The sequence below is a fragment of the Chelatococcus sp. HY11 genome (assembly GCF_018398335.1).
In the GTDB taxonomy this organism is placed as follows: domain Bacteria; phylum Pseudomonadota; class Alphaproteobacteria; order Rhizobiales; family Beijerinckiaceae; genus Chelatococcus.
In genome coordinates, this window is sequence record NZ_JAHBRX010000002.1 from 1,679,425 (window position 1) to 1,696,088 (window position 16,664).

The following is a 16,664-nucleotide window of genomic DNA, read 5'->3' on the forward strand; positions in this document are numbered from 1 at the left end:
GTTTTGGTCCAACGTTCTTGGCCCAACGTTCTTGGCCAACGCAGGCTCAGTTGGTCGCCTGACGCTCGTAAGCCTCGAGGATCGCGTTGTTGTAGGGAGCGATCGGGAAGGGCTTGCCGTAGTTGGCGAGATCTTCCGGCTTCACGTCGGTGAACAGCTTGTTCCAGGTGGCGTCATCGAGCTCGGCCTTTACATGTTGCGCGTCGATGCCCGGATACCAGTTGAAGCGCTTGACGATGCCCTCCGCCTGCACCTTCGGGCTCGTCGCGAGCGCGACGAATTTCTCGGCCAGTTCCTTGTTCGGGCTCTTCGCCGGAATCACGTAGTGCATGGGCTGGCCCGGCATGCCCGGTGCCGGAAGGACGAGCTTGAAAGTGGGAGGCAACTGGCCGCTCGCCTGCCAGGAATAGAACATGTCGACCCACACCGGCCCCATGGCGATCTCGCCGCGCGACAGGAGGTCGAGCGTGCCGGCATTGCCGGGGGTCAGTGTCGCGTTCTTCGTGAAATCACGCAGGCTGGTGAAAGCCTTGTCCCACTTCTTGGTCTCGGCCTCATCGAACGGGCCGTTCATCAGCTTGCCGGCGTCGCCGTCGCCGAAGGCATAGACCCAGCCCATCACGAAGCTGACGCCCGACGCGCCGCCCTTGATGCCGTTGTACCCGAACTGCTTGGGATTGGCCTTCGCCCATGCGGCGAGCTCAGCGTAGCTCTTGGGCGGGTTCGCGATGAGGGCGGGATTATAGGCGATCGCGGTCTGGCTGTTGAACATCGGCATGACATAGCCGGTGACCTTGGTGCCGAGCGCCATGTCGGCGTTGGCGCGCGTCACCATCTTTCCGGTCGGAATCTTGTCGCGGTAGGCTTCGAGATAGCCGCCGGTGATCATCGGGCCGATGAACTTCTCATGGGCGACGGCGATATCCGCATCCCACTTGGCAACATTGGCCTTCTTCTGCGCTTCGAAGCGCTCGACAATCTTCTGCGAGCCCGCATCACCGGGGCCGGTTCCGACGACACGCACGGTGTTGCCCGGATTCTCCTTCTCGAACAACGGTCCGAGATATTCATTGATGTAGTCGACCATGTTCTGGTCGCCGGCGGTGAGGACGGTGAGTTCGGCTGCGGCGGCCGGGGAGCTCGCGAAACCGAGAACCAGTGTCGCCTGGAGAAGTCTCTTCATGGGTGGTCTCTCCGTTCGGTGAACAATCATGCCTTTGATGCTTCCAGCGCACGGCCTGTTCGGGCATCGTGCGGGGAACGGGTGGCGGAGGGCGTGGAGCCGCTCCGTGCGTTGAAAAGGAATAGCTTGTCCGCCGGAATGCGGATCCGCACCGCCGCGCCCGGCTCGTGCCGGTGGGCGGAATCGACCAGCAGTTCCTGGCCGCCGACACGCACCGCATGCCGCCACAGACCACCGGGGTAGCTCGTAGCCTCGACCTCGCCGGCGAGCTCCAGGATCTCGCCGGATGCGGACGCTGCTTGATCCGCCGGCAGCAATTCGGCGGCCTCGGCGCGGAAGCGCGCTTCAATTGCCCCGTCTCCAAGCGCGCGGCCATCGTGCGGCAGTATGGTATGTGCGTGTCCCAGGCCGGGCTCGATGTCGATCCGGCCGCCGTTTACCCATCCGGTGAGGGAAAGCACGTTCTCCGCGCCCATGAAGGCCGCGACGAAGGCTGAGGCGGGACGGTTGTAGACATCCTCGGGCGTGCCCTGCTGGGCTATCTCGCCGCCATCCATGATGACGATGCGGTCCGCCATCACCATGGCCTCTTCGCGATCATGGGTGACATGGATGGCGGTGATGCCGAGCCGCTTCTGCAGTGCGCTGATGTCATGGCGCACCTTCAGGCGGATGCGCGCGTCGAGATTGGAAAGCGGCTCGTCGAGCAGCAGGATCTGCGGATCGACGGCAAGCGCCCGGCCGAGCGCCACACGCTGCCTTTGGCCGCCGGACAGGGCGGCCGGCTTGCGCTGCCCCAGCTGCGAGAGGCCGAGCAGATCCTCAAGCGCGCTGACGCGGCGCGCGATCTCATCACGCGGTAGCCCCTTCAGCTTCAGGCCGTAGCCCATGTTCTGCGCTACCGTCATATGCGGCCAGAGCGCATAGGATTGGAACACCAGGGCCATGCCGCGCCGGTCCGGCGGCAGGCGGGTCACGTCCCGGTCGGCGACGGTGATGGACCCGGCCGAGGGCTGCGCGAACCCGGCGATGGCTCGCAGCAGCGTGGTCTTGCCGCAGCCCGAGGAGCCAAGCAGCGCGACGAATTCGCCTTTGCGGACAGAGAGATTCAGCCCCTTCAGCACCCGGGTCGAGCCGTAGCCCGCCGAGAGGTCTGAGATGCGAAGGAAGGTCTGGTCGCTCACGGGTCTCGCCTCTTTGCACAGCTGTGCAATCCGGAGCCAAAAGCTCCCTCACGGAGCGTCAGACATAGAAACCTTTCTTAACGGGCTGATGACGATCGATTGCCGAGGGCGAAATGCGAACCTTGTGAGGCGATGCGGCGCGGTTGCTGAAACGCGCCAAGTCAGCAACGCCAAGTCAGCAACGCCAAGTCATTCGCAACGCCAGTCATCCGCGATCAGGAAACGGGTGCAAGTGCCTTGAGCAGCGCATCCCGCAGCAGGCGACGCGAGGCCGCCCGCGTCTTGAAGCCCGCATGGGCGGTCAAGGTGACATTGTCCATTGCCCCATAGGGATTGTCGGGGGGCAACGGCTCCTCATCGAAGACATCGAGTGCCGCATGGCGCAGACGACCCGTACCCAAGGCATCCAGGAGGGCTTTCTGGTCGATGAGGCCGGCCCGAGCGGTGTTGACGAGTAAGGCGCCTCGTTTCATGAGCTCAAACTCCGGGCCCCCGAGTAACCCGCGTGTTTCGCTGGTGAGCGCGAGATGGAGCGAGATCACGTCGCTCTCGCGAAGCAGTTGCTCCAGTGAAGTGGCCTGACAGGCGCTCCATTCCGCATCGACCGGCCTGCGGTTCCAAATCAGCGGCACCATGCCGAGCGCCCGCGCGATGCGTGCCATTTCCTGGCCGATACCGCCGAAGCCGATAATACCGATCGTGCGGCCGGCGAGTTCGATCCCCTCCAGGGGATCCCAGCCCCCATCCCGCACGGCGCGGTCCATGCGGACGAGCTGGCGAGCCGCCGCGAACATCAGCGCCGTAGCATGTTCCGCGACGGAGCGGTCGCCGTAGCCGGTGACCGTCAGCACCTCGATGCCGCGCCTGCCGGCCGCCGCAACGTCGATATAGCTCGACGCGCCGCTCCCGAGAAACACGATCCGGCGCAGATCGGGAAGGCGCCCGAGCACGTCGTCGTTCATGAAGCTGTGCCCGTTCATGAGCACGTCATGACCGCTGGCCAGCCGCACGAGTTCGTCGACACCGGGATCGCCTACGTTCACACAGATGGCGCCGGCATGGATATCCGCAACTTCGTCCATCAGCTCGCGCATGAAGGGCGAGCAGTCGATATAACAGATACTCATGAGGCTTGGCTCGCCTTTCGGGTTTCACATTGTCCGAATACGCCATGGTCCATGGTAGCGAGGAGGGATCGCGTGTAGTCGTGACGCGGATTGTTGAAGATCTCGCCAGTCGTGCCGTATTCGAGCATGCGCCCGTGGTAGAGGACGGCGATGCGATCACACATATAGCGCGCGACCTCGAGGTCATGGGTGATGAAGATCATCGCCATGCCTGTCTCCGCCTGAATATCCTTGAACAGGTTGAGCACGCCGGCGCGGACGGAGACGTCGAGCTTTGAGACCGCCTCGTCGGCGACGATCAAGGTCGGCGACAGGCAGATGGCTCGGGCGATCGCGACGCGCTGCAACTGTCCGCCAGAGAGCTCATGCGGATAGCGCTCCGCGTGCGCCTCCGTCAAACCAACGCGATGAAGCAGGGCATCGACACGCGCCGGCATCTGGGATCGAGAGCAGGCTTTGGCGACCCTGAGGGCATCGATCAGCGAAGCGCGCATGGTCTTGCGCGGGTTGAACGAGCCGGCGGGATCCTGGAATACCATCTGCAGATCGCGCCGCATGGGACGCAGCTGCGTTTCGGAGAGCCGGGTTATATCCTTGCCGCGATAGATGATGTTGCCGGCGGATGGCGTATAGAGACGCAATATCGTCCGGCCCAAGGTGGTCTTGCCGGAACCCGATTCACCGACGAGACCGAGGATTTCACCCGGCGCTACGTCGAAGGAGATGTCGTCCAGGGCCTTGAAGGCCGGGTGTGAGCCACGACCGGGAAAGGTAACGGCGAGGTTGCGCACACTGACGAGAGGCGAGCCGCTATGGGGCGCATCGTCTCGCCGCGTCACGACGGCGGCACTCTTGTCCGTGCCGATGCGCGTCGTCAACCGGCCGTTGTCGCCGCCGCGCGCCAGTTCCTGCGCGGTGTCGATCAGCAGCCGCGTGTATTCATGCTGCGGGTTCTCGAAGATCTGCCGCGTCGGCCCGATCTCGACAAGCTCTCCAAAACGCATCACGGCGATGCGGTCGCAGAGTGTGGCCGCGACGGCCAGATCATGGGTCACGAAGATCATGCCGGCGGACAGCCGTTGGCGAATGTCGCGGAACAGTTCAAGAATTTGCTGCTCGACAATTTTGTCAAGATTGGTGGTAGGCTCATCCGCGATGATGAGATCGGGCTCCAGCGCGAGCACGAGCGCGATCAGGGCGCGCTGCAGCATGCCGCCGCTGAGCTGGAAAGGATAGAGATCGATCGCCGCTTCCGCGCGCTTGATGCCGACGCCCCGCATCAACGCGATCGCCTTCTCGCGGGTATTCCCGAGCCCCAGGCTTGTGTGCGGGCGATCCGGCCCGTGGGCGGTGGCGCGCGCGATGATGTGATGGAAATGCCAGCCGATCCGCTTGGACGGATTGAAGGAGGCGACGGGGTCCTGGAAGATCATCGCCATGCGGATGCCGCGCAGGGCGCCGAACTGGTATTCCGTCAATCCCGGCAGGGCGATGCCGTCAAAGCTCAGTTCCTTTGCCGCGACATGGGCGTTGCGCGGCAGAAGACGCAGCAGTGAGAGGCCGGTGATTGTCTTGCCGGAGCCTGACTCGCCGATAATGCCGAGGATCTCATTGCGGCCGACGGTAAGGTCGATGCCGTGGATGATCTTCGTCTCCTTGCCATGATTATGGAAGGACACGTTCAGGTCGCTGATGTTGACAAGCGGTGTCGCCATGGTCTTACGCGCGCTCCCGCAGGTGAGGATCAGTCATGTCGCGGATGCCGTCGCCCAGCAGATTGAGGCCGAGCAGTGCGATCGAAATGGCGATGCCGCTCATGGTCAGCACCCAGGGGGCGCGGCTGAAATACTCGCGCCCATCCGCCATCACCCCGCCGAGGGACGGCGTGGGCGGCTGCACACCCAGCCCGATGAAGCTGAGGCCGGCTTCCAGGATGATGGCAAAGGCCACGCCGACGCTCGCCTGCACAAGGATAGCTGCGGAGATATTGGGGAAGATCTCAGCTACCATAACCGTGATTGGTCGCCTACCCATGAGGCGCGCGGCCTGGACATAGGATTCCTCTTTCACCAGCAAAGTCGTGTTGCGCGCGATACGGGTGAAGATGGGCAGATAGACAAGCGCGATGGCACCGATGATGTTGATCGACGAGAAGCCGAACAGCACCATCAGCAACATCGCAAGGATGAAGCTCGGAAAAGCGAACAGCAGATCAGCGACGCGCATGAAGACGGCATCGATCATGCCGCCGTGATAGCCGGACATGATCCCCATGAGACAGCCGGCAAGAGCCGCGATGGCAATAGCGACGAAGCTAATGATCAGGGATACCTGGCCCCCCGCAAGGACGCGCGCGAGCACGTCGCGGCCGAAGGAATCGGTGCCAAAGGGATGGCTCCAGCTCGGCGGAGAGAGGATGGCCATGAAATCCATGCTCTCCGGCGTGTGCGGAAGGAGGTATGGGCCGGCCAAGACCGAGAAGACGACGAAGAAGGTGATGAGCAAGCCCGCTGCTGCCGTTCTGTTGTGGAAGAACCGGCCGACGGTCGTGGTGAATCGCATGAGGCTGACCCCTAGCTTGACCGGCGCGGATCCAGGGCCGCACAGATGAGATCAGTGATCATGTTGACGACAAGCACGATGAACAGGAATGTCACCGTACAAGCCTGCAATACAGGAAAGTCGCGGGCAAAGGCCCCGTCGACCATCAACGATCCGATGCCCGGTATCCCGAAGATGCGCTCGACGACGACGACACCACCAAGAATATAGCGGATCTGCAATCCGATGACCGTCAGATAGGGTACGAGGGCGTTGCGCAGCACGAAGTGTACGAAGATGAACTGGCCTCGTAGGCCAAACGACTTGGCGGTGGTGACATAGGGCTTGTTCATCACATCGATGAGCACGGCACGCAAGGTGCGCGCGAAGACGGCCGCCATGGGCGCGGCGATCGCGAAAGCGGGCAGAAAGCCGAAATGCAGCGCCCGCAGGAAGTCATCGGCCGGTGAGACATAGCCGAAAGTCGGGAACAAGCCGAGATTAAGCGCCAATCCGAAGATGAGGACATAGCTCAGCCAGAAATCCGGCATGGAAATGCCGAAGACCGCGATCGATGTCGCCACCGTGTCCGCTGCGCGGCCGCGCTGGAGCGCCGCGATCGTGCCGAGCACGAGCGATATGACGATCGCTATGGTGAGGGCATAGAGCCCGATGAAGACCGTCGCGGGCAGCTTCGTCAGAAGGAGCGTCGCGACGGGAACACCGCTGGCCAGTGCCAGCGATTGACCGAAATTGCCCTGCAGCATCTGCGTGAGCCACGCGAGATACTGCACATGTACAGGCGCGTCGAGACCATGCGCGGCCCGGAAGGCCGCGATGGCATCGGGCGACGCCTGCTCTCCGAGAGCCGACAAGGCAGGGTCGCCCGGCGCGGCTTTCATGGTGAAGAACACCACGAGCGTGCCGACGAGCAACACGCCCGCGCTCCCGAGAACCCTTTTGGCGATATAGACGAACAGGGCCCTCAGGCGCGCCATGCGCTCGCGGTGCAGCCCGGATTGCAGGGCGACGTCGGACATTAAGGCCTGCCTCAGGTCGTCTTGATGTTGATGAACTGGTCGCCGAAGTTCGAATAGGGCTTCTGAACAAAGCCGCTCACGCCCTTGCGCAGCAGGTTATGGATATTGGACGTGAAACACGGGATGAACGGCAGATCCTCCATCACGACCTTCTCGGCCTTGTGATACAGCTCCGCGCGCTTGGCCTGGTCCATCTCGCGGGCGGCCGCCTCGATCAGGGTGTCGGCCTCGGGGTTGGAATAGCCGCCGAAATTGCGCCATCCCTTCGAGTGGAAAATATCGTTGATGTATTCATCGGGATCAACGAGGCCGAGCCAGCCCCAGACCGAGCAGACAAAGTCGCCGGACTGCTGACGCGCGTAAGCGGCGTTGGCGTCCGTGACCTCGACCGTGAATTTGGTGCCGAGTGTCTGGTTGACCTGGGCTACGAAGATCTCGGCAAATCGCTTCCACCAGCTCCCGCCCCAGGTGACCACCGCCACCGTCTGTTCGCCCGGCTTGTAGCGGGACTTCGCCATCTCGGCCTTGGCGGCTTCAGGATTGAACAGGGTCTGCGGCGGACGAATATTGGAATAGTAATCGCCGAGAAGCGGCGGGAAGATGCCGTGTGACGTCGCGCCCTCGCCAAAGATCACCGCGTTGACCATCGCCTCACGTTGGAAGGCCATGGATACGGCGCGGCGGAAATGCGGATCGTCGAAGGGCGCCTTCCTCAGATTGAGCGAGAGGAAGCGCATGTTCAATCCGGGCTGCTTCAGGATCGTCGCGTTGGGATTGCTTGACAACTGCGGAACGTCGGCCGCCGGCACCGTGCTGGTCAGATCGATCTGGTTCCCCAGCAGCGCCGTGACGCCGCTCGATTCCTCGGCAATGAGCGGCACTTCGACGGTCTCGATCGTCGGCGCGCCGCCGAAATAGTCCTTGTGGGCAGCAAGCTTCAGCCCGGTGCCGGCAGACCAGGATTCAAGCTTGTAGGGTCCTGTGCCGATCGGTTTGCGCGCGAAGGCTTCCGCGCCCATGGCCTCGACAGCCTTGCGCGGCACGATCTGCGTGCCGGTGCGGGAGTTGGTCAGGAAGGTCAGGAGAGGCGCGAAGGGCCGCTTCGTATAGATCCGCACCGTCAGCGGATCAACGGCCTCCACGCGGTCGACGGCCGCGACCTTCGCCCGGTTCGGCGACGCGAAGGATTCGTTGAGGATCCGTTCGATCGAGAATTTGACGTCGTCCGAGGTCATCTCGGAGCCGTCGTGGAACTTGACGCCCTTGCGCAGTTTGAACTCGATGGAGCCGTCTTCCAGCGTCTTGTAGGATTCCGCGAGATCCGGGACGATATTCATCTTGTCGTCAAAGGTCAGCAGCCCGTTATACAGCGACCAGATGACATAGAACTCGGGAATGAGCGTCGCCTTCCCCGGATCGAGCGTATTGATCACGCTGTAGCCAGTGATGGCCGCCCGCAAATGTGGCGCGGCTGCAAAGGCCACCCGTGCGTTTCCACCTAGAACGCCTGCTGCGGCTATGGCGCCAATACCTTTGAACACGGTGCGACGCGGTATGGATATGCTCGTATGCATCCTCTGGCTCCTTTTTATATAATATTCCGGCTTATTCTATTTAGGTATCCTGCGGCGGCGCGTCGGTTCGGCTGCGGATCACGCGGCTTCCGTCGGGCTCGCGAGCCCGAGATTGCCCCGCAGCGTCGTTGCCTCGTAGTCCGACCGGAAAAGCCCGCGCCTGCGCAGCTCCGGAACGATGAATGTCGCGAGATCATCCATGCCTTGCGGGAGAATGGGCGGGCAGATGTTGAAGCCGTCCGCCGCGCCTGTCTCGAACCAGTGCTGGAGGTCATCGACGATATCCTCGGCCGTTCCGATGAGGTAGCGGCCGGTATAGCCGGCGGCAACGTCCTCGTAGAGTTGCCTGATCGTGAGGTTTTCCCGACGAGCCTTGGCGAGGAGATTGCCGCCAATGCTGATGCCATTCGTGAAGAAATCAGGCGGCAGCGGCTTGTCGAGATCGTAGGCGGAGAGATCGCCGCAGAAAGTGTAAAGAAGCGCCAGCCCCGCCACAGGATCGATCAGCCGCTGCAACTCGTCGAACTTGGCCTGAGCCTCGGCCTTCGTCGCCCCGACATAGAGCGTGACACCAGGCATGATCAGCGGCGCGCCGGAGCGGCGCCCGAATGAGGCGGCACGATCCTTGAGATCGGCATAGAAGGTTCGCGCTTCTCCGACATCCAGCGAGTTCGTGTAGACGACATGCGCGTGCTCGGCGGCGATATCGCGGCCCTGCGATGACGCGCCGGCCTGGACGATGATCGGCTCACCTTGCGGGGTCCGGCAGGAGTTCAACGGGCCGCGAACCGAGAAGAATTTGCCCTTGTGATTGAGAATATGAAGCTTCTCAGGGTCGTAGAACTGCCCCGTTGCCTTGTCGTGAGTGAAGGCATCCGCGTCCCAGCTGCTCCATAGCCCCTTGACGACTTGCACGAATTCAGCGGCGCGGGCGTAGCGCTCATCCTTCTCAAGATTGGCGACCCGATTGAAGTTCTGCGCCTCCTGGTCGGACCAGGACGTGACGACGTTCCATCCGGCGCGGCCCTTGCTGATGTGATCGAGCGAAGCATATTTGCGCGCGACGTGGAATGGCTCGTTGTAGGTCGTCGAGGCCGTGGCGACGAGCCCGACCCGGCTGGTGCAGGCGGCTATGGCAGAGAGCAGGGTCAGCGGTTCGAGTTCTGCATTTTTCATGTCGCGAGACAAGGCGCCCGCCGGGTTGTCGGAACCGCGCACAGCGACACCGTCGGCAAAAAAGATCATGTCGAGCTTGGCAGCCTCGGCCTTGCGCGCGATATCGCGGTAGGTTTCGAATTCGACGATGCTCGTCGGCTGGAAATCGGGGTGGCGCCACGCGGCGATATGGTAGCCGAGATAGCGCATCGACAGCCCGAGCCGCATCTGCCGAGATGCATTCATCTTCGTTCCCCTTCGTTTGCCTGCCACGCAAAGCGCATGCGGAAGGCGTGGCCCGCCTGTAGTTCAATCACGGAATGCTGACCGCCGCCTCAATGAACCTCATTCCGTATACCGATATCCTATCGCGGTCTCACGATAGCGCAAATGCATTTTTTGCGAGCCATGGCTTTTGATCTATATCCCCCATGGGACGGATTGTTTTATATATCTGAAATATAAAAGTTAATCCGATTCCTAGAAGAATTAATACCACGCCTTACCGAGCGAAAAACGGTTGCGCTCATCTTTCTGGATTGAGCCTGCTTGCCCATTGAGTATACTAAAACGGCGCCGCAACGGTTGTTCTCGACCAAGCGCTCCGCGACGCCAGCGAAAGACGACGATGCACGATGTGAATGGGAACGATGCCGGTAGCGCCTCCCTTGGCGACCAGGCGCATGAAGGACTGAAGACTAGGATTCTGCGGCACGAGTTCCTCATGGGGGCAGTGCTGAAGGAGGACGAGGTCGCTTCCTGGTTCGGTGGCAGCCGTATTCCTGCACGTGATGCATTGCGGCGGCTGGAGCAGGAGGGCCTGGTCGAGCGGGTGGGGCGTCGCTACGCCGTCCGGACCTACTCCTATCCCGAGATCCTGGTGACCTACCGTCTGCGGGCGGCGCTGGAACATCTCTCGGTGGAACTCGCGGTCGCCAATCGCAGCGCCGAGGGGCTCGACCGTGTCGCTCACATTCTCGAGCTGCAACGTGCATCGCTGCAAACAGTTAGCCGCGGCGAGTTCAGCGATCTTGATACGGCCTTTCACCTGTCGATCGCTGAAATGAGCCAACTGGAGATGCTGCAGCGTGAATTGTCGCTCATTCTTAATCGCGCCCGCCTGATCCGCACCAACGAACTGGCCATCGATGCCGGGCCCGAGGGCGCGTATCGCGATCACTGCCGGATTTTTGCCGCCCTGCAGCGCGGAGATGCCGGCACGGCAAAGGCCGAGCTCGATTATCACTTTGCCACGACGGTTCGTCTGCACGCGATGTCCAGTGCGCCGGACGCTACCCAGGGTTCTGCGAAATGAATTACGCGAATGACTGCATCAATACGTTCCCGACACTATGGTCGGCGACGGTCAAAGAGGACGATCCCTCGCGCCCGCTGGATGGCGACACGACATGCGACGTGGCGATCATCGGCGCGGGCTATACCGGCCTTTCCGCAGCCCTCGTCCTGGCCAAAGGCGGCGCCAATGTCCGTGTGATCGAGGGCGGATATCCCGGTTGGGGCGGTTCGGGGCGCAATAGCGGTGCCGTCATCCGCGGTTTCAAGAGCAGTCGTTCCGGCCTGATCCGGGAGTTCGGCCCGCAGCGTGGCCGCGCCATGGCAGATTTCGGCGCGACAACCACAGACGTCGTCTATGATTTCATCAGTACCTACGACATCCAATGTGATCTCAAGCGCACCGGCTGGATCCTGCCCGCGCATAACACGGCGGGGCTGAGGCGGGTGGAGGAGCGCCAGCGCACCTGGACAGCCGATGGGATCGGCGGTTTGGACATGCTCTCGCGCGACGAGCTTTCCCGCTTGCTGGGTTCTTCGGCCTATATCGGCGGAATGATTGACCATGAGGGCGCCTCTCTCAACCCGCTGGGCTATGCGCGTGGGCTGGCGCGGGCTGCCATCGCGGAAGGCGCGACAGTGCATCGTGAGACGCCTGCGAAGGGCGTATCGCGGCAACCGCGGGGGTGGGTGGTCGAGACATCGCGCGGCCGCGTGACGGCCTCGACAGTTATCATCGCGGCAGACGCCTATTCCAGTGGGTTGAGCGCGAGCGTCGAGCGGACGATGGCGACCATCCATACCAATATCGTCGCCACAAAGCCGCTGTCGGCTGCGCTGGCCGCAGACATATTGCCGGGCGAGCAGGCCGTGTCGGACAGTCGACGTATTCTCTATTACTGGCATAAGGACCCTTACGGGCGCGTGCTGTTCGGTACACGTGGCACCTTATCCGGTCCCCGGCAGGCGGAGGACTTCGCTCATGTTGAGGCCGCGCTCGCCAAGATCTATCCGCAGCTTCGGGGCGCGGAGATTGAATTTCGCTGGTCAGGTAAAGTCGGGCTTACCCGGGATTTCCTGCCGCATATCGACCAGCCGGAGCCTGGGCTGTGGACATCCCATGGCTATTGCGGACGCGGCGTCGCCATGGCCAGCGCCTATGGCAAGTTGCTTGGCGAGACTATTTTGCAGGACCGCTCGCAGGCCACACTGCCGGTTCCGAACACGCCCGCGCCCCGTATGCCGCCTTCGCCGATCAGCGACCTTGGCATCGTTACCGTGACGCAGCTCTATCGCGTGATGGATATTTTCGCCTGACTATCTATCCGCGAGGGCGTTCGCGCGCCCGTCCTCTCATGCCGAGGCGGGTTGCGCGATCTCTGGGGCGCCCCTCGACGACCAGGCGTCCAGGATGCTCGCGGAATCGGTGACGATGCCGAGATGAGCGGCAATGATCGCCAGTGCGCCCTTCTCCATGGCCTCGTTCGTTCCTCGCACCAGGTCCTGCGGTACGGTCACGTTGTAGCCAAGGTTTGAGGCGTCGAATGCCGTGTTCAGCACGCAGCAGTCGGCGAGGCATCCGTCGAGCACCAGGGTTTTGGTGCCGAGATTGCGCAGGAGAAAGTCGAGGTCGGTCGGGAAGAAGGCTGACAGGCGTTTCTTTGTCTGGACGATAAGGTCCTTCTCGTCGACATGGGTGACGAATTCCGTCCAGCGAGTCCCCTCGATCGCATGTTCATCCATATTCCGGATCTCGCCGACATGCAGTGGGAAGACCAGCCGCCAGGCGGCCTTCAAACCGTTCACATCGTCGACGCCGCCTTTGCGCAGGACACTACGGACGTGGATGACAGGTATCCCGAGCCTGCGCGCTGCCGCATGGAACGCGTCGACGGCGGTGACTATCTCGCGGGCACGCGGAGCGGGGCAGGGGCAATCGGGCGAGTCTTCGAGATGTCCGCGGTGCAGGTCGATCGAAACGATCGCCGCGTTGCGGGTATCGAACCACGGCGCGAACTCGGATCCGAGCTGTTGGGCTTTGCCGTCGATATAGGCTTTCATCCCTGTCTCCTCAGCGCTTTTCGCGATCATAGGCGATACCCAGGGCGGCTGGCGCTCGCAGCCGCGCGCGCAACCCCGGGCGCGACATCACGATCAGAACGATCAGTGTTGTCGCATAGGGCAACATGTTGAGAAAATGCGGGTCGATGAAAGCCTGGCCGCTGGCCTGCGCGCGAAACCGGTAGGCATCCACGAGGCCGAACAGAAGTGCGCCAAAGACCACCCAGCCTGGACGCCAGCTCGCGAAGATGACGATCGCGAGGGCGATCCAGCCGCGGCCCGCCGTCATATTCTCCACCCAGGTGGGCGTGTTGATGACCGAGAGATAAGCGCCGCCAAGGGCGATCAGTGCGCCGCCGGCAATGATATAGGCATAGCGCAGGCCAACGACGGTGATCCCGAGCGAGTCCAATGTTTCCGGGCTCTCGCCGAGCGTACGAAGGATGAGCCCGGGCCGGGTCTTGTGAAGGTAGAATGCGATGAATCCAGCGATCGCGAAAGCCAGGAAGACCATTGTATCCTGGCTGAAAACGATGACGCCGAGCCCGGGAATGTCGGCGAGGGGAGAGGCCTCACCGATCGGGCCGCGTGTCGGCAGGGCCTTTCCAACATAGGACTGCCCGACAAAGGCGGACAATCCGCTTCCGAGAATGGAAAAGGCGAGGCCCGTCACCACCTGGTCCAAACGGAGCGTCACCACGCAGAAGGCGAAGGCAGCGCTGAAAAAGGCGCCGCAGAGCGCGGCACCCACAAGCCCGATCGCCGTGGAACCGAGGGCGAAGGTCATCACGAAGCCGCAGACCGCGCCGACGAGCATCGTCCCCTCGATGCCGAGATTAAGCACCCCGGCGCGCTCCGTCAGAAGCTGTCCGAGTGCGGCGAAGAGGATCGGCGTCGCCGAGACGATGGCTGCCGCGAAGAGCAGTTCGATGTTCATGCGGTTGCCCCACGGACCAGGCGGATTCTGTAGCGGCCAAGGGTTACCCCGGCGAGCACCATGATCAGGATCAGGGCTTGGAGGATCGTGCTGATCGAGGAGGGAATGCGCGAAACCTGCAGGCTGAAGCCGCCGTTGAGCAGGCCAGCATAGAGGATCGACACGACAATGATAGGCAGGGCGCGGCCACCCCCGAGCCAGGCGACCAGGATCGCCATGAAGCCGTAGCCCGGAGAGAGGCCAAGCTGCAGTCGGCCGGTGGTTGTCGAGAGTTCGACGGCACCGGCCAGCCCCGCCAGGGCGCCCGAGACGCCCAGCGCGGACAATGTAACGGCCGTGGCGCTGATGCCGCCGTAGCGCGCCGCCTGTGGCGCATCGCCCGAAACCCTGAGCTCGTACCCCCAGCGTGTACCGTAGTCGATGATCCAGACGCAAAGCGCGGCAGCGGCCAGGATCAGCAGGCCGCCATTCAGGCTGCCGAAGAGCGGGCCCATCTGGGCATTGTCGAGAATGGGCGGGGAATAAGGAAAGGAATAGGCCAGGGGATCGGCCCATGGTCCACGGACGAGATAGCCGACCCACAACAGGCAGATATAATTGAGCATCAGCGTTGACAGGATTTCGTTGACGCCGAAAACGACCTTGGGGATCGCCGCGAGTGCCGCCCAGAAGGCGCCGGCCAGGATCCCGGCGCCAATGACGCATGGGAGGGCGATCACGCTTGGCGTGGTTTCCGGTAACGCGAGGCCGACGGCCGTCGCGGCGAAGGCGCCGAAGAAGAGTTGCCCCTCCGCGCCGATGTTCACAAGTCTGGCGCGGGCCGCAATGGCGATGCCCAATGCGCACAAGCCGATAGGCACAGCCTTGTTCAAGGTGCCCTCAAAAGCGGCTCGCGATCCGAAGCCGCCGCGGATGAGGGCGGCATAGGAGGTGAGCGGGTCATGACCGCTCAAGGCGATGACGAAGCCGCCCACGACAAGCGCAAGCAACGCGCCGGCTGCGACGCGAAGCGCCACTTCAAGCGGCTTGGCGGACTCAAGGCGAGGCTCTAGGCGAAGGCGCATGAGCATTGGCATCCTAGTGCGTCCGTGCCGCGGTCATCAGCCGACCGATGGCGACCCTGTCGAACTGCTGCGGCGCGAGATCGGCGACGATGCGCCCCGAACTCATAACAAGGACGCGTGTCGCTATTTCGAGCGACTCGTCCAGTTCCTCGCTTGCCATGAGAACGGCGTTTCCTGCCACCGCGCGCTCGGCAAGTGCAGCCCGGATCTGCGCTGCGGATGCAATATCGAGCCCGCGGGTGGGATAGCTCGCCACGATCAGTGACGGCTGGCTGGCCAACTCCCGGCCCAGCACCACGCGCTGGAGATTGCCGCCCGAGAGCCGTCTGGTCGCTGAACCCGGATCAGCCTTGACACCAAAGCTGCCCAGCACGGCGCGTGCGTGGAGCCTGACGCGGGCAGGCGCCAGCCAAGGCCCGAACGGGGGATTGTGCTGCGAGCCGAGAAGCGCGTTGTCCTCCAGGCTCAGGCCTGGCGCCAGAGCGATGCCCAGATGTCGGGATGGGATGAAGGCAAATGCGCGTCTGCCGGCGCGACGAGGCGCATCGATCTGCCCTGAGGAATGGCGCAGCAGGCCTCCAATCGCATCGAACAGTTCGGATTGACCGTTGCCGGTCACGCCGAGCACTGCAACGAGTTCTCCGCCATGCACGTCAAAGCTCACGTCGGACACGACGGTCGCTCCGTCGCGACCCGCGATCGATACGTTTCTCACCGACAACTGCCGCTCGCCGCGTGCGGTTTGAGGTCTTTGTCCCGCGCGCACGACACGCTTGCCGATGATGAGTTCGGCGATGTCATCGCCTGTGAGGGACTGGTTCGGTCCCTCGAAGACCACGCGCCCGCCACGCATGACAACGAGATGGTCGGCGATCTCTTCGATCTCGGCGAGTTTGTGCGAGATCAGGATGATGGAGCGACCGGACGCCGCGATACGCTTGACGATGCCGAAAAGCTGTTCAGTCTCCTTCGGCGACAGGACCGATGTCGGCTCGTCGAGAATGAGCAGCCGCGCGCCCTGGGCCAGCACGCGCAGAATCTCGAGCTGCTGGCGTGCGGCGAGCGGCATCGTCCAGACTGGTGCCGCCAGGTCAAGCTGGAAGCCGACCTCCTGCATCAGATCGGTCAGCGCGGACGGGGCCTGGCGACGTTGCAGGAACCGGCCACGATCCGTGGCGAGCGAGATGTTTTCATAGCCAGTCAGCGTATCCACCAGTTTGAACTGCTGATGGACCATCCCCACACCTGCGGCGACAGCCGCCGAGGGTGAACCGAGCTCCACGGGGCGGCCGTCAACGAGGATACGGCCGGTCTCCGGCAGATAGAGGCCGCAGACCGCGTTCATCGCCGTCGATTTTCCCGCGCCATTCTCCCCAAGCAGGGCGACGACGCTGCCGGCCGGCACCGCGAACGAGACATCACTGTTGGCGAGCACGTCGCCGAAGGACTTGGTAACGTGCTCGACCTGCAGGACGGGCAAGCCGTCCCCCCTTCCGGAATGCTCG

Annotated in this window: 14 protein-coding genes; 2 read left to right on the forward strand and 12 right to left on the reverse strand. The window is 62.9% G+C overall.

Translation table 11 applies throughout. From position 1 onward, the window contains the following. Positions 1-46 precede the first annotated feature (46 nt). From KIO74_RS28490 to KIO74_RS28525, 8 genes are all read right to left on the reverse strand, one after another. The gene (locus KIO74_RS28490) at positions 47-1,183 is read right to left on the reverse strand and encodes an ABC transporter substrate-binding protein (RefSeq protein ID WP_213338713.1); all 1,137 of its coding nucleotides are present in this window, start codon (positions 1,181-1,183) and stop codon (positions 47-49) included. A 26-nt stretch (positions 1,184-1,209) separates the two neighbouring features. Further along, positions 1,210-2,367 (reverse strand): ABC transporter ATP-binding protein, encoded by a 1,158-nt coding sequence (locus KIO74_RS28495; RefSeq protein ID WP_213338716.1) that lies wholly within the window; start codon positions 2,365-2,367, stop codon positions 1,210-1,212. Between the two features lie 215 nt (positions 2,368-2,582). Continuing rightward, positions 2,583-3,494, reverse strand: a complete 912-nt coding sequence (locus tag KIO74_RS28500; RefSeq protein WP_213338717.1) for a 2-hydroxyacid dehydrogenase — start codon at positions 3,492-3,494, stop codon at positions 2,583-2,585. Continuing rightward, on the reverse strand, positions 3,491-5,209 hold the full coding sequence (locus KIO74_RS28505; RefSeq protein WP_213338720.1) for a dipeptide ABC transporter ATP-binding protein: 1,719 nt from the start codon (positions 5,207-5,209) through the stop codon (positions 3,491-3,493). Before KIO74_RS28505 ends, KIO74_RS28500 begins: the two co-directional genes overlap by 4 nt. A 4-nt stretch (positions 5,210-5,213) precedes the next feature. After that, positions 5,214-6,056, reverse strand: coding sequence for an ABC transporter permease (locus KIO74_RS28510; RefSeq protein WP_213338721.1), 843 nt, complete (start codon positions 6,054-6,056; stop codon positions 5,214-5,216). Positions 6,057-6,067: 11 nt separating this feature from the next. Beyond that, positions 6,068-7,075, reverse strand: coding sequence for an ABC transporter permease (locus KIO74_RS28515; protein ID WP_213338722.1), 1,008 nt, complete (start codon positions 7,073-7,075; stop codon positions 6,068-6,070). Positions 7,076-7,086: 11 nt separating this feature from the next. After that, complete coding sequence (locus tag KIO74_RS28520) at positions 7,087-8,649, reverse strand: ABC transporter substrate-binding protein (RefSeq protein ID WP_213338723.1); 1,563 nt, start codon at positions 8,647-8,649, stop codon at positions 7,087-7,089. Positions 8,650-8,727: 78 nt separating this feature from the next. Then, positions 8,728-10,050 (reverse strand): LLM class flavin-dependent oxidoreductase, encoded by a 1,323-nt coding sequence (locus tag KIO74_RS28525; RefSeq protein ID WP_213338725.1) that lies wholly within the window; start codon positions 10,048-10,050, stop codon positions 8,728-8,730. 382 nt (positions 10,051-10,432) lie between these two features. On the opposite strand from KIO74_RS28525, the gene KIO74_RS28530 reads away from it, so the two are divergent. Then, positions 10,433-11,119, forward strand: a complete 687-nt coding sequence (locus KIO74_RS28530) for a GntR family transcriptional regulator (RefSeq protein WP_213338727.1) — start codon at positions 10,433-10,435, stop codon at positions 11,117-11,119. Further along, the gene (locus KIO74_RS28535; RefSeq protein ID WP_213338730.1) at positions 11,116-12,414 is read left to right on the forward strand and encodes an NAD(P)/FAD-dependent oxidoreductase; all 1,299 of its coding nucleotides are present in this window, start codon (positions 11,116-11,118) and stop codon (positions 12,412-12,414) included. The genes KIO74_RS28530 and KIO74_RS28535 overlap by 4 nt, the downstream gene beginning before the upstream one ends. A gap of 36 nt (positions 12,415-12,450) precedes the next feature. On the opposite strand, the gene KIO74_RS28540 is transcribed toward KIO74_RS28535, so the two are convergent. Genes KIO74_RS28540 through KIO74_RS28555 form a run of 4 tightly spaced genes read right to left on the reverse strand, consistent with a single transcriptional unit; the run spans position 12,451 to position 16,639 of the window. Continuing rightward, entirely contained in the window at positions 12,451-13,158 is a 708-nt protein-coding gene (locus tag KIO74_RS28540) for a cysteine hydrolase family protein (protein ID WP_213338732.1), read from the reverse strand. Positions 13,159-13,168: 10 nt separating this feature from the next. Continuing rightward, a complete protein-coding gene (locus tag KIO74_RS28545; RefSeq protein WP_213338734.1) occupies positions 13,169-14,095 on the reverse strand; it encodes an ABC transporter permease in 927 nt (308 codons plus the stop codon). Further along, a complete protein-coding gene (locus KIO74_RS28550; protein WP_213338736.1) occupies positions 14,092-15,159 on the reverse strand; it encodes an ABC transporter permease in 1,068 nt (355 codons plus the stop codon). Before KIO74_RS28550 ends, KIO74_RS28545 begins: the two co-directional genes overlap by 4 nt. Before the next feature lie 13 nt (positions 15,160-15,172). Beyond that, positions 15,173-16,639: an ABC transporter ATP-binding protein gene (locus tag KIO74_RS28555; RefSeq protein ID WP_213338738.1), complete on the reverse strand. Its 1,467-nt coding sequence runs from the start codon at positions 16,637-16,639 to the stop codon at positions 15,173-15,175. Positions 16,640-16,664 lie beyond the last annotated feature (25 nt).

Coding starts and splice junctions, on each gene's coding strand:
- KIO74_RS28505 (WP_213338720.1), bottom strand. CDS start 5,209: ATGGCGACACCGCTTGTCAACATCAGCGACCTGAACGTGTCCTTCCAT.
- KIO74_RS28545 (WP_213338734.1), bottom strand. CDS start 14,095: ATGAACATCGAACTGCTCTTCGCGGCAGCCATCGTCTCGGCGACGCCG.
- KIO74_RS28550 (WP_213338736.1), bottom strand. CDS start 15,159: ATGCGCCTTCGCCTAGAGCCTCGCCTTGAGTCCGCCAAGCCGCTTGAA.
- KIO74_RS28540 (WP_213338732.1), bottom strand. CDS start 13,158: ATGAAAGCCTATATCGACGGCAAAGCCCAACAGCTCGGATCCGAGTTC.
- KIO74_RS28520 (WP_213338723.1), bottom strand. CDS start 8,649: ATGCATACGAGCATATCCATACCGCGTCGCACCGTGTTCAAAGGTATT.
- KIO74_RS28510 (WP_213338721.1), bottom strand. CDS start 6,056: ATGCGATTCACCACGACCGTCGGCCGGTTCTTCCACAACAGAACGGCA.
- KIO74_RS28530 (WP_213338727.1), top strand. CDS start 10,433: ATGCACGATGTGAATGGGAACGATGCCGGTAGCGCCTCCCTTGGCGAC.
- KIO74_RS28490 (WP_213338713.1), bottom strand. CDS start 1,183: ATGAAGAGACTTCTCCAGGCGACACTGGTTCTCGGTTTCGCGAGCTCC.
- KIO74_RS28525 (WP_213338725.1), bottom strand. CDS start 10,050: ATGAATGCATCTCGGCAGATGCGGCTCGGGCTGTCGATGCGCTATCTC.
- KIO74_RS28515 (WP_213338722.1), bottom strand. CDS start 7,075: ATGTCCGACGTCGCCCTGCAATCCGGGCTGCACCGCGAGCGCATGGCG.
- KIO74_RS28535 (WP_213338730.1), top strand. CDS start 11,116: ATGAATTACGCGAATGACTGCATCAATACGTTCCCGACACTATGGTCG.
- KIO74_RS28500 (WP_213338717.1), bottom strand. CDS start 3,494: ATGAGTATCTGTTATATCGACTGCTCGCCCTTCATGCGCGAGCTGATG.